The 12526-nt window shown below is 69.9% G+C and carries 12 protein-coding genes and 1 pseudogene; 5 read left to right on the top strand and 8 right to left on the bottom strand.

What is annotated here, in order from left to right:
• Positions 1–64 precede the first annotated feature (64 nt).
• Both FHS42_RS18900 and FHS42_RS18905 read right to left on the bottom strand, forming a co-directional pair.
• Positions 65–1036 carry a 1-aminocyclopropane-1-carboxylate deaminase/D-cysteine desulfhydrase gene (locus FHS42_RS18900; protein WP_376772633.1) on the bottom strand — a complete coding sequence of 324 codons (972 nt, stop codon included), beginning with the start codon at positions 1034–1036 and terminating at the stop codon, positions 65–67.
• 195 nt (positions 1037–1231) lie between these two features.
• Positions 1232–1822 (bottom strand): N-acetylmuramoyl-L-alanine amidase, encoded by a 591-nt coding sequence (locus tag FHS42_RS18905; RefSeq protein WP_184573417.1) that lies wholly within the window; start codon positions 1820–1822, stop codon positions 1232–1234.
• A gap of 427 nt (positions 1823–2249) precedes the next feature.
• On the opposite strand from FHS42_RS18905, the gene FHS42_RS18910 reads away from it, so the two are divergent.
• On the top strand, positions 2250–3161 hold the full coding sequence (locus tag FHS42_RS18910; RefSeq protein ID WP_184573418.1) for a glutaminase: 912 nt from the start codon (positions 2250–2252) through the stop codon (positions 3159–3161).
• A 139-nt stretch (positions 3162–3300) separates the two neighbouring features.
• Here FHS42_RS18910 and FHS42_RS18915 read toward each other — a convergent pair whose 3' ends face one another.
• The 4 genes from FHS42_RS18915 to FHS42_RS18930 form a co-directional block, all read right to left on the bottom strand.
• The gene (locus tag FHS42_RS18915; protein WP_184573419.1) at positions 3301–4239 is read right to left on the bottom strand and encodes a beta-ketoacyl-ACP synthase III; all 939 of its coding nucleotides are present in this window, start codon (positions 4237–4239) and stop codon (positions 3301–3303) included.
• 978 nt (positions 4240–5217) lie between these two features.
• Complete coding sequence (gene lysA, locus FHS42_RS18920) at positions 5218–6687, bottom strand: diaminopimelate decarboxylase (RefSeq protein WP_184573420.1); 1470 nt, start codon at positions 6685–6687, stop codon at positions 5218–5220.
• Between the two features lie 14 nt (positions 6688–6701).
• The gene (locus FHS42_RS18925) at positions 6702–7139 is read right to left on the bottom strand and encodes an SAV_915 family protein (protein WP_246494963.1); all 438 of its coding nucleotides are present in this window, start codon (positions 7137–7139) and stop codon (positions 6702–6704) included.
• A 190-nt stretch (positions 7140–7329) separates the two neighbouring features.
• Positions 7330–8547, bottom strand: a complete 1218-nt coding sequence (locus FHS42_RS18930) for a magnesium and cobalt transport protein CorA (protein WP_184573421.1) — start codon at positions 8545–8547, stop codon at positions 7330–7332.
• A 356-nt stretch (positions 8548–8903) separates the two neighbouring features.
• On the opposite strand from FHS42_RS18930, the gene FHS42_RS18935 reads away from it, so the two are divergent.
• Complete coding sequence (locus tag FHS42_RS18935) at positions 8904–9254, top strand: hypothetical protein (RefSeq protein ID WP_184573422.1); 351 nt, start codon at positions 8904–8906, stop codon at positions 9252–9254.
• A gap of 168 nt (positions 9255–9422) precedes the next feature.
• Positions 9423–9752: a hypothetical protein gene (locus FHS42_RS18940; protein ID WP_246494964.1), complete on the top strand. Its 330-nt coding sequence runs from the start codon at positions 9423–9425 to the stop codon at positions 9750–9752.
• A 120-nt stretch (positions 9753–9872) separates the two neighbouring features.
• Here FHS42_RS18940 and sodN read toward each other — a convergent pair whose 3' ends face one another.
• Positions 9873–10268, bottom strand: a complete 396-nt coding sequence (gene sodN / locus FHS42_RS18945; RefSeq protein ID WP_184573423.1) for a superoxide dismutase, Ni — start codon at positions 10266–10268, stop codon at positions 9873–9875.
• A 143-nt stretch (positions 10269–10411) separates the two neighbouring features.
• Between sodN and sodX the strand changes: the two are divergent.
• A pseudogene (sodX, locus tag FHS42_RS39145) lies at positions 10412–10735 on the top strand (nickel-type superoxide dismutase maturation protease); the annotation flags it as partial.
• Positions 10736–10779: 44 nt separating this feature from the next.
• Here the strand turns inward: sodX and FHS42_RS18955 are convergent.
• Positions 10780–11454, bottom strand: coding sequence for a CGNR zinc finger domain-containing protein (locus FHS42_RS18955; RefSeq protein ID WP_376772629.1), 675 nt, complete (start codon positions 11452–11454; stop codon positions 10780–10782).
• Between the two features lie 97 nt (positions 11455–11551).
• Between FHS42_RS18955 and FHS42_RS18960 the strand changes: the two genes are divergently transcribed.
• Complete coding sequence (locus tag FHS42_RS18960; protein WP_184573425.1) at positions 11552–12340, top strand: class I SAM-dependent methyltransferase; 789 nt, start codon at positions 11552–11554, stop codon at positions 12338–12340.
• Positions 12341–12526: the final 186 nt, after the last annotated feature.

A 12526-nucleotide genomic window follows, 5' to 3' on the forward strand; every position in this document is an offset into this window, starting at 1 on the left:
CGGTGTGTGTATGTCGCGCGCCGGCGGTGTGCGGCCCGACGGACCGGGCCGACCTGCGTGGGGGTTACGCCGTGAGGGCCGGGCCTGTGATCACCGCGATGACCGTGGCGCCGGGAGCGAACGTGCCCTCCTCCGCCAAGATCGTCAGCCCGTACAGCATTTTGGCCACATAGATGCGGTCTAGTACGAGTCCGTGCCGACGTGTGAAGTCCTGGGCAAAGGCGTCGATTTCCGGCGTCGTGCGCGCGTACCCGCCACCGTGAAAGCGTTCGTTCAGCTCCCAGTCGCCGGTGCGCGCCCCAAACGCCGCGGCTTGCAGCGCGGCGACCTCTGCCCCCAGGAAGCCGCCCTTGAGCACGGGAAAACCGATGACCCGTGGCCGGGGCTCGGGCCCTTCCGCGAGTCCGGCGGCGAGCCCGGCCAGGGTGCCGCCCGTGCCGCACGCCACACCGACGATGAGTGGACCGTCGGCTGAGGCGAGGGCCGCCCGCAGTTCCCGGCCCAGCGTGGCGCACCCCTGTGCGGCCAGCGCGTTGCTGCCGCCCTCGGGTATCACGTAACACGCGCCGAACCGGGCGCGCAGCGCGTCGAGCACCTCGGGCTCGGCCTTGTGACGGTATGCGGATCTGGTGAGGAAGTGCAGCCGCATGCCATCGGCGGCGCACTGCCGAAGGACGGGGTTGAGCGGCTGGCTGGCTAGTTCGTTGCCGCGTACGACGCCGATGGTGGGCAGGCCGAGCAGCCGGCCGGCGGCGGCGGTAGCACGCAGATGATTGGAGTACGCACCGCCGAACGTCAGCAGCGGGCGTGGCCCCGTGTCGGCGGCGGCGCGCAGGTTCAGTTCCAGCTTTCGCCACTTGTTGCCGGGCAACTCGGGGTGGATCAGGTCGTCCCGTTTGAGCAGCAGCCGTACGCCATGGCGCGCGAACCGTGCGTCTTTGACCTCCTGGAGCGGGGACGGCAGCCGAGGGTGCAGGGAGCCGAGGCCGGTCTCGTCATCGGCGGGGGCGCGGGTGTGGCCGATGCCGGCATCGATGCCGGTGGAGGCGGGGCGTCCGGCGGGGTCAGGGGCGGGGGCGTTGCTGCTCACCCGTCCATTGTCGGCCGGCCGCCGGTCGTCCCGCCGCGCGCGGGGAGGCACACGGCGCGACGGCCGGCGGCGAGCACGAGTCGGCGGCGGCGCACCGTGGTGCGGGCCGGTGGGGGCCGGCACTGTGCTGACCGCTTGCGGCTACTTCAGCCGGTCGTGGATGCGCTCCCGCATGCTTTTCATGCTGAAGCCCCTGGGGTCCACCTTGCCCGGCTGCCATTCCAGGTGGCCGATGACGGATCGCTCGGTCCATCCGTGGTGGCGGCAGATGGCCGCGGAGGCGCGCTCGATGGCCTCCAACTGGGCGTCCGGCCAAGGATCTTTGCCGTCGCCAAGGTTTTCGCACTCGAAGCCGTAGAAGTGGCGGTTGCCATCGGTGTTGGCCTCGTTGTCGGACGGCAGCGTCTTCTCGCCGATCACCGCTCTCAGCACGTCATCGTCGCCGAGCCCGGCGTGGTTGGCCCGGCCGTAACCGACCAGATGCACCGCGCCGTCCTTGGTGATGACGCCGTGGCACAGCGGCCCCGGCAGGCTCGGATGCCCGTCACGGCAGAGCCGCACCGTCTCGGCGGCCCCCGAGGTGACCGTGTGGTGAATCATGATGCCGTGCACCGGGCCCCAGGGGCCCTTGTCGTTGCGGTTGTGGTGTTCCCAGTCACCGACTTCCTTGATTCGCACGCCCTCGTCGCGGAGACCGTTGATGAAGTCCCGCGCGGACATGGGTGGGGACATGGCCGCCTCCGTTCGGTGCGTGGCGGTAGCCCGATCGCGTACCGCCTCCCTGAACCGCTTGTACCGGAACGCTCGCTGTTGGACTAGCCGTTCGGATACCGTGCGAACCGTTCCGGCCGCCGGACACCGGCCGCGCACCGCCATCGAGGGCATTTACGCAGGTGAGCGCGTGGGGTGAAGGAGCGAACCAGGGGCGCGAATCATGGGGGCGTGCGCCGGTGTGGCGGGTGGTATCACGCGGTGCATGATGGCGCTGACAGCTCACTGCGCTCCCCGGGCCTCGGCCCGGGGAGCGCAGTGCACGGCGCACGAGCCGCGGGAAGGCGCGGGGGAGCCCGGCGGAGCGCCGCGGTGGGGCGGTGGCGGCATGCCGCGAGGCCGCTGCCGGAACGCTGCGGGAAAAGGCAAGGGAACACGGGGCAAGCACATGGACTATCAAGGGGCGCTAGAAGAGGTAGCTGCCGCGGTGCAAGCACAGATCGGGCAGGGCCAGGTGGCGCAGTACATCCCGGCACTCGCCTCGGTCAGCGCCGATCACTTCGGCATGGCGATCGCCGATATGGACGGCGAGGTGTACGGGGTGGGGGACTGGACGCAGCCGTTCTCCATACAGAGCATCTCCAAGACCTTCAGCCTCGCGCTGGTGCTTGCGCACGGCGGTGAGGTGATCTGGGAGCGGGTCGGCAGGGAGCCATCAGGCAGCTCGTTCAACTCCCTGGTGCAGCTCGAATACGAGAACGGCGTGCCGCGTAACCCGTTTATCAACGCCGGCGCGCTGGTCGTCACCGACCGACTCCAGACCCTCACCGGCGATGCGAGCACCGTGCTCCTGGACTTCCTGCGAGCCGAGAGCAACAACCCGAATCTGGCCTTCGACCCGTCCGTGGCGCTCTCCGAAACCGACCACGGTGACCGCAACGCCGCGCTCGCGTACTTCATGGCCAGCTACGGCAACCTCGACAACCCCGTACCGACCGTCCTACAGCACTACTTCTGGCAGTGCTCGGTCGAGATGAGCTGCCGCGATGTGGCGCTGGCCGGCGGCTTTCTGGCTCGCCACGGGCTGCGCGCGGATGGGACCAGGCTGCTGCCCAGACGCGAGGCGAAGCAGATCAACGCGGTCATGCTGACCTGCGGCACCTACGATGCGGCGGGCGACTTCGCGTACCGGGTCGGGCTGCCGGGCAAGAGCGGCGTCGGCGGCGGCATCATCGCCGTCATACCGGGGCGATGCACGCTGTGCGTGTGGAGCCCCGGACTCGATGCGCGCGGCAACTCGGTGGCCGGTGTCGCCGCCCTCGATTACTTCACCACGCTGACGGGCTGGTCGGTTTTCTGAGCGTGGTGGGCCGGTGCGCGTGCTGGTGTGGTGGGCGCTCGGGGCGGCCTTCTCGGTGCTCGGGACGCGGGGCGAGCTCCGCCGGGCTCAGGGCTTCCCGGAGGCTGAGCGGTGAGCCGGGGCTGGTCCGCGTTGTGGGTTACGGGCAGGCGATGACCTGTCCCGCGTAGGAGAGGTTGCCGCCGAAGCCGAACAGCAGGGTCGGGGCGCCCGGTGGGATCTCGCCGCGTTCGACCAGCTTGGACAGGGCCAGCGGAATGCTGGCCGCGGAGGTGTTGCCCGAGTCAACGACGTCTTGGGCGACGACGGCGTTGATGGCGCCGAGCTTGCGCGCGACCGGTTCGATGATCCGCAGGTTCGCCTGGTGCAGCACCACGGCCCCCAGCTCCTCGGGCTCGATTCCGGCCCGCCGGCAGGTCTCTTTGGCCAGCGGCGGCAGTTGTGTGGTGGCCCAGCGGTAGACGGTCTGGCCCTCCTGCGCGAAGCGGGTGGGGTTGCCCTCGATGCGCACGGCCTCGCTCATCTCGGGCATCGAGCCCCATAGCACCGGACCGATCCCGGGCGTGTCATCGGCCACGACCACGGCGGCGCCCGCCCCGTCCCCCACGAGGATGCAGGTCGTACGGTCGGTCCAGTCGGCGACCGACGTGAACGCATCGGCCCCGATGACCAGCGCCCGACTCGCCGCGCCGGCCCGTACCGCATGGTCGGCGGTGGCCAACGCATGGGTGAAACCGGCACAAACAACGTTGATATCCATCAAAGCGGGCGAGCCGAGGCCGAGCCGGGCGGCGACCCGGGCAGCGGTGTTGGGGCTGCGGCCCTCGGCGGTGCAGGTGGCGACCAGCACCAGATCGATGTCGGCGGGCGCGAGGCCACTATTGGCCAGCGCCTTGGCCGCCGCGTGCGCCGCCATCTCATCGACGCTCTCCTCGGCACCCATGATGTGCCGGGTGCGGATGCCAACTCTGCTGCGAATCCACTCGTCGTTGGTATCGACCGTGGTTGCCAGGTCGGCGTTGGTGAGCACCCTGGCGGGCTGGTAGTGGCCGAGGGCCAGTACGCGTGATCCGGACATGCGGACGCGCCCCTTTCTCCGAGCTGGCGGCGGTGGGACGCGGGGAACGTGAGCGGTGCCATCCCACCGTTGCGGTGAGTACCAGTCTGCGGGGCGCATAGCGGTGTTTGGGTGTGTGATCCACCAACGTTCCGGGGTGAGATCTGGAGTCTTCTGCAAACCTGGGCGGTGTTGTGCCGTTCTCTAGGCGTCGTGCGCAGTTCGACCGGGCGTCGTGCGTCCGTCGGCGTGTCGGCTCACTGCCGGCGTGTCGCGCTGATACGTGGCGGGGTCGCGCGGATCGGCTCAGGCGCCCTGGGTGGGTGGAGCATAAGCCGCGACAGTGGGCCTATGGGGTGCTTGTTGCGCCTGGGATGCCTGGGGTACCTGGGGTACCTGGGGTACCTGGGCTGCCCGGGCGGTGTGCCAGGTCGCGACCAGTGTGTCGGTCGGCGCCGTCGTTGGCAGGAGCGGGCGTCGTCCTGGTAGCACGGTCAGGGCCGCTGTGGCTGTGGGCCGGAGAGCCGTTGCCGGTCCTTCCAGGCGTGGGGGGTGCGGCGGTTGCCGTGACGGCGATGGTGCCGCACAGCCCGGCCGCCGCCGCCAGGGCGACGGCTACCGGCCCGAGTCGGCCAAGTCGGCCGACTCTGATGGGTGCAGCCATCGGATGGTCCCTCCTCGCGCGCGGGCCCGCGCGCGCCCACGACGACGGGCGCCGTTGGCGGTGCGCGGGGCCTGCTGTGGTGGAGCGGAGCTCCGGGGTGAGTATCGGGGTGGGCGTCGGGCGGAAGCTGCCGCAGCGCGGCGTGCCTCGCACATATGTTCACGGACGGTGGTGGACGCGGGGCAGCCAGGCCATGGCTGGCGGTTAGCGGTCTGGCAACTCGCCCACGGCGCTGGCTGGCTCGCTGGCTAGTTGGTTGGTTGGTTGGCCGATCGGCTGGTCGGTTGGTTGGCTGACCGACCAGCTGACCAGCCGTGTGCGGCCGGGCTCGCTCGCTACAGCCCGACGTCGCGGCTGCGAATGTCGGCCAGCGACTCGCGGCGTACGAGAAGTCGGGCGTGGCCACGAGTGACGGCGACCACCGGAGGCCGGCCGACCAGGTTGTAGCCGGAGGCCATGGAGACCTGATAGGCGCCGGCTGCCGGGACCGCGATGAGGTCGCCTGGACGGACGTCGGCGGGCAGTTCCGCGTCGCGCGCGAGTACATCGCCCGCCTCGCAGTGCCGGCCCACCACGGTCGCGCAGCAGACCTCGTCGGTGGCGTCCCGGCCGATGAGCCTAGGCGCGTACCGCTCCCCGTACAGGGCGGGCCGCGGATTGTCGCTCATCCCGCCATCTACCGCGACGAACGTGCGCTCGCCGGTCCGCTTGACCGCAAGCACCCGGTACAGCGCCACGCCCGCCGGGCCGACCACCGCGCGCCCCGGCTCGATCGTCAGCCGTGGCACGGGAAGCCCCGCCGCCGCGCAGCTCGCGGCCAGTTCGGCACGTACTCGCGCGCCGAGATGGGCCACGTCGAGCGCGCGGTCCCCCGGCCGGTACGCGATGCTGTGCCCGCCTCCGAGGTCAAGTTCGGGGAGCACCGTGCCGTGCTGGTCCCGTATCCGGGCGAGCAGCCCGACGAGACGGCGCACGGCCAGCAGGTACGGCTTGACCGACGTAATTTGCGACCCCAGATGGCAGTGCAGGCCGACGAGTTCGAGCCGGGGCTGATCCACGATGCGGGCGACGGCGTGCTGGGCGGACCCATCGGTGATCGAGAGCCCGAACTTCTGGTCATCGGTGCCGGTACGGATCGCCGCGTGGCCACCGGCCGCGATCCCCGGAACGACCCGAACCATGACTTTTTGCCGGCCGCCCGGCTGCACCCCGGCAGCCAGGCGGGCAATTTCCGAACCGCTGTCCACGACGATCCGCCCCACGCCCAGACGCAGCGCGGCGTGCAAATCGTCCGGGCTCTTCGCGTTGCCGTGCAAGATGATCCGCTCGGGCGGGAAACCGGTGGTGACGGCCAACTCCAACTCCCCGGCCGAGCAGACATCCAGGCCAAGCCCTTCCTCCCGTACCCAGTGCGCCATGGCGCGGCACAAGAACGCCTTGGCGGCGTAGACGACCTCGGCTTCCGGAAAGGCCTGGCGGTAGCTTCGGCAACGGTCGCGTACCTCGTCCTCGTCGAGTACGTAGGTGGGGGTGCCAAACCGATCGGCGATCTCGGCGAGCGGAACCCCGCCGATGGTGACGTCGTGCCGCGCCAGCGGCTGCGCGGACCGTGGCCAGACGGACAGGTCCGGGGCGGTGCCCGCGGTACCGCGTGGCGCGGCGCTGCCTTGGGCGCTGGGGCCCGAGGCGGGCGGAGTGCTTGCTGCGGTCGTGGTGGTGGTTGCGGTGGTCGTGTGGGTGTCGCTGGCGATGGACGTGCCGCCGCGAGTGAGTGGGACGGTGCCGTGGGTAGCGGAGACGGACATGGCTGTCGGCTCTCCTATGCGGCTTGTGCGCCGAGGTCGGGGTGGACAGGCTCGCTTCGCTCGGGGACGATCGGGCCGGGTGTGGAGCTGGTGGACGGCGCGGCGGAGCCGTGGAGTGCGGCGGCCGTCGCACCGGGCGGCGCGGGACGGTCTTCCGCGCGGCGCGTTGCGAAGCGCGGATCGATGGTGATGCGCGGGCAGCCGAGCGGGGCGACGAGGGCGCGGAGCGCGGGCTCGCCGAGCTTGATCCATTCGTGCTCGGCGCCGAGCGCGGCGGTCAGTCGCCGCACGCTGGTGAAGCCGATCGCGGTTCGGCCTCCTAACGGAGTGCGAAAGAGGCGGGCCGTGTGGCCTGCGGGACCCGACCGGACCGGAACGTAGAGGCATTCAGTGGGTCCGGCCGGGATGCGTTCGGCGGGCTCGGGATCTTTTGGGGTGCGGTGGTCGGTCATGGTGTCCTCCAGCGGAAGAGCGTGGTCCGACCCGCGGGGGCGGGGGTGTGCCCATGACGCTACGCCCGCTGTTGCGTGATCAGTGCTGGCCCTGACGCCGAACTGACGGAACCGGAACCTCCGTTAATGCTTCGTTGACGGTCCGCTGTGCTGTACACGCCACTGTTCGCGAGGTCAGATGGTCGCGAAGTCACAGCCAACCGCTGCGGCGGAAAGCGCGGTGCAACAGGGTGCAGATGGCGACCAGCGCCCCGAGGACGGCCGGGTAGCCGTACGTCCAGCCCAATTCCGGCATGTGGTCGAAGTTCATGCCGTACAGACCGCAAACCAAAGTGGGTACGGCGAGGATCGCGACCCAGGCGCTGATCTTGCGCAGATCCTCGTTCTGCGCGACGGTCACCTGCGCGAGGCTGGCCTGAAGGATCGAGTTCAGCAGGTCGTCGAAAGAGGTGACCTGCTCCGAGACGCGCGACAGCCGGTCGGCAACATGCCGGAAGTACGTCCTGACGTCGGCGTCCACGAGCCGGGACGGCTGTGTGGACAGCGCGTGCAGCGGACGGTCGAGCGGCGCCACGGCGCGCCTGAGCTCCAGCAGTTCGCGCTTGAGCTGGTAGATCCGCCCCGCGTCGTCGGCCCGGCCGGCACGCCGGGCTCTGGTGCGCTGGGGGCGCTGCGCGAAGACCTCCGTCTCCACCGCGTCGATGTCGTCCTGGACGGCCGCGGTGACGACCAGATAGTCGTCTACGACGTGGTCGGCGATGGCGTACAGCACGGCGGCTGGCCCATGGGACAACAGCTCGGCCCTGGACTCCAGTTCCTCGCGCACCGGGCCGAGCGAGCCATGGCCGCCGTGCCGGATGGTGATGACGAAGTCGGGGCCGGTGAAGACCATGATCTCGCCGGTTTCCACGATTTCGCTGGTCGCGGTGAGCTGATCGTGCTCCACGTAGCGCACCGTCTTGAACACGGCGAACAGCGTGTCCGTCTCGTCGTACCGCTCGACCTTGGGCCGCTGATGCGCCCGAAGGGCGTTGTCCACGGCCAGCGGGTGCAGCCCGAAGAGCTGGGCAATGCCGGCGAACTCCTCGTACGCGGGCTCGTGCAGCCCAATCCATACGAAGCCGGCTGACCGACCGTTGCGCGCGCCGGACGGGCCCGGAGCGACCCCGGCGGGCGCGCTTCGCGCCGGCCGGTTCACAGCGCCCTGCGCCGGTACGGTGGCGTGCTCGGCGCGTACGCGCCGAATCGCTTCCTGTGCGGCGCAGTCGCCGTGCTGCCGCTTCCCGTCGTGGTACACCACGCAGTTCACCACGGCGCTGCCGAGCGGAGAGCGGGCCGGATGGCTGAGGTCAACGCTGCGCGGGCGCCGCCGCCCGATACGGACCGCGGTCCGGAAGGTGCGGATCATCGACACGGTGGCTCCTGCGGTGTGAGCACGGTGGCTCCTGCGATGTGAGGGGGCGCTCAGTATGCCGACTGCGCCGGCTGCCTACGAAACACCAGCGTGGCGCTCCACAGGAGCAGGCGCGGCCCGACCACTGTGGTGAACGGGACGCCGAAGGCGCGACGGTGGTTGCTTGGTCCCGCGTTTCGGGCCCGATGGGGGCGGCGGGGGCGAAGCGGACGAAGGAGGTCCGGCCCTACGGGCTGCGGATGCCCCCTTGTCGTAGCAGCCGAGCATCGGAAAGATCACCCCGGAGAACCACGCCGCGCACCGTGTTGTCGGCGCCACCGCATCCTCGGCTTCCCGGAGAGGGCCCCGCCATGAGCGAGCTATCAGCGGCTGACGGCAGCAGCCTCCACCTGCCCGCTCCGGAGGTGGACGCCCTGGCTGACGGGGCCCTCGCCGTGGCGGACGCGCCTTACGGGGCGACCGTTAGGGTCGCGCCCTACCCCGGCATGGCCAAAGGCGACGTCGTCACCGTCAACTTCGGCTCTCTTTACGCGGATGTCTCGCCCGTCTCCACCTCGTGGGTAGGGCGCGAGATGGCGTTCGTCGTGCCCCCCGACGTGCTGGCAGCGGCACTGGAGCCCGTCGCCGTTTCGTACGCCGTGGCGCGCAGTAGCGGCGGGGCGGCGACCTCGGAGGGGGTGACGGTGCGGGTGGTGCGGTGAGCAGCCGTGTGCGGCTGCGTATGGCCGGTGTAGCGGTGCGCGGCCGTGTGGGGAGGCGTGCGGCCGTATATGGCGGCGTATGGGCCGGGTGGGGCCGGCTGCCCAAGGAAGCGGTTCTCGGGGGAGTCGTTCCGCGTCGCCGTGAACCGCTGAGCGGGAGAAGTCTCCATGTCTGTTGAGGGCCTGGGCCTCGCCGCGGCGTCTCCGATGCCCCTGGAGGCGCTCTTTACGATGGAAGAGGGCGAGCCGCTCAACTACCGCCGCTGGACGACCCAGTCGAACTGCGCCCGCAAGGCGCTTCAGGCGGCCGAGAACGAGGCCCCCGAGTGGGGCGGGGCCGCAAGGCCGTCGAACTGCCGCACCTGGCGACCCACGACCGGCGGCACTTCTTCACCTGCGCCCTCATCGCCGGCAGAGCGAGCGTCCAGCAGATCCAGCCGGTTTCGGCTCGGCCACGCCTCCCCCGTCATCACCACGCGGGCCTACGCGCACCTGTAGCCGAGCGCAAAGGACCGCACCCGGTCCGCCATGGACGCCATGCTCGGCGGCCTGCGGACCGGGTGCGGACAGTTAGGCGATGCGACCGGCGAATCCGCAGGTCAGACGGCGTAACCTAGATCAAGACTTCTTGGTCTCCCAGAAGATCTTGTCTACCCGGGCGATGAAGTCCAGGGCCTTTTGGCCCGTGGCCGGGTCGGTGGAGCCCTTGGCGGCGCTCAGGGCCTTGAGGGTGTCATTGACCAACTGGTGCAGCTCCGGGTACTTCTCGAAATGCGGGGGCTTGAAGTAGTCACTCCACAGGACGGAGATGTGGTGCTTGGCCAGTTCCGCGCGCTCCTCCTTGATGACCGTGGCGCGCGCGCGGAAATGGGCGTCCTCGTTGGCCTGGTACTTCTCCTGGATTGCCTTGACCGACTCGGCCTCGATGCGGGCCTGGGCCGGGTCGTAGACCCCGCAGGGGAGGTCGCAGTGGGCGCTGACCTGCACCTTGGGGGCGAACAGGCGGGAGAGCATAGAGCTGTCCTTCCTCGTGATCGTCTTCTCAGGTGCGAGATTACTCCGTGAGGGAAGGCTTTTCTCGGGTGCCCCGGGGGGCTTAGGACAAAAGTCCAGTGCCAGCCTGGGACTGATGGACCAACGGACCGGGAGGTGCCGTGATGCGGGAGCACGCGCAGGAGCGCGGTCGTGAACGCGGGCAGGAGGAAGACCGCGAACGCCATGGGCTGCTGCGGATCGGGCTCGCTGAGGTGTACAACCCGTCGATGGTGCCCACGCTGCGACCGGGAGACCAGCTCATCATCCAGTACGGAGTGAGCGTGCGGCCCGGGGACGTCGTGGTGTTGCGTCATCCGTTCGGGCAGGACTTGTTGATCGTCAAGCGTGTCGTGGAACGACGGGCCGGCGGCTGGTGGGTGGAGGGGGACAACCCGTACGTACACAACGACAGCCGGGAGTTCGGCGCGGTCCCCGACGAGTTGGTGGTCGCTCGGGCCCTGGCACGGCTTCGACCGCCCCCGGGGGCCGGTCAGCGCTCGGTTACCGGTGTGCTGTCGTGGGCCGCGTCGGCGGTGCGGCCCGTACGGTCGGGACGGGGCCCGCTGGGCTGGCTTGCCAGCAGGTCGGCGCGCTCTGAGCGCTCGCTCTCCAAGCGCTTGCGGGCCCGGTAAGCGGCCACGTTCGCGCGGGTCGCACAGCGGTCGGAGCAGTAGCGGCGTGAACGGTTTGTCGATGTATCGAGATACGAGTTGCGGCACGGCGATGCCTCGCAAATGCCGAGTCGGTCGGCGCCGAGCTCGGTGAGATGGAACGCCAGCCCCATGGAGGCCGTGGCCGCATAGCCCGCGCCCGCGTTGGCCGCGTAGTCCGCGATGTGCATGTGCCACTTGGGGCTGCCGTCCACGTCCCGGAACTCATGCCCCGAGATCTGTGGGCTCACCGGAAATTCGAGTAGCAGCGCATTCAGCAGGTCCACCGCGAGGACCTCGTCCCCCTGATCGGCCGCCTCAAAAACGGCGCGAAGTCGCCCCCGTACGCCGCGTAGGCGCGTCACATCGGCGTCCGTGGCTCGCCGTGCGGCCTGCTTGCTGGCGCCGAACAACTCCCGCACGGCCTCGACCGAGGTGAGCTTGTCGGTGCCGCGCTCGGGCTCCTCACTGTTGACGAGCTGAACGGCAAGGTCCGAGTAATAGGCCAGTTCCACTTGTAGTCCTTACGGAGGCGGTCTATGGTCATCGGTGAGATCGGTAATAGCTGCCCTGGCTATCAGGGTATTACGTGTAGGCCATGGGAGGGTCGCAATGACGGGAACGGTCACGGCAGCCGGGGCGAACTGGCAAGCATGGCAGGCTAGTTGGGACCGGCAGCAGGAGTGGTATCTGCCGGACCGCGAGGAGCGCTTCCGCGTCATGCTCGACATGGTCGAGGCGGCAGCCGGCGCCGAGCCGCGCGTGCTCGACCTCGCCTGCGGCACCGGCAGCATCAGCGACCGGGTACGCACTCGCTTCCCCGGGGCCACCAGCACCGGGATCGACCTCGACCCGGCGTTGCTGACCATCGCGCGCGGGTACTTCGCGCAGGAGAGTCGCGTCGAGTTCGTCACGGCCGATCTGCGGGACCCGGACTGGGTGAGCAAGCTGCCGCACACCTCGTACGATGCGGTGCTCACCGCTACCGCGCTGCACTGGCTCACCGCCGACGCACTGCGCGTGTTGTACCGGCAGGTCGCGGGGATCGTGCGGGAGGGCGGGGTGTTCATGAACGCCGACCATATGCCGGTGGAGTCCACGCCCCGGATCAACGCCGTCGAGCGGCGATACCGCAAGGCCCAGCAGCAGCGCGAGAAGGCCGCGGGCGTGCAGGACTGGGCCGACTGGTGGCGCATGGTCGCCGCGGACGAGGTGCTCGCGGGCCCCGCCGCGGAGCGGTTCAAGATCTTCGAGAACCCCACCGACTCCAGCTCCGACCACAAGGACGGTAACGACGAGTCTCCACAGTGGCACGCGGCGGCCCTGCGCGACGCCGGGTTCGCCGAGGCGCGCCCGGTGTGGTGCTCGGTCACGGACGCCCTGGTGCTCGGCCTGAAGTAGGGCGGCGGAGCTTGTGCTGTGAACGGCCGCGGCGTTGCGTGGGGCCATGGCGCCCGTAGCGTGTGTGGAGATGGCAAAGGGCGGTACGGGCCGGGTGGCCCGTACCGCCTTGTCGTGATGCACATACGTCGATGAGTGGCCATGCCGCTGGAGGATCGCTGGAGTCCGCCTAGCTGCCGGGGCCAG

The sequence above is a fragment of the Streptomyces zagrosensis genome, from assembly GCF_014203645.1.
Classification (GTDB): domain Bacteria; phylum Actinomycetota; class Actinomycetes; order Streptomycetales; family Streptomycetaceae; genus Streptomyces; species Streptomyces zagrosensis.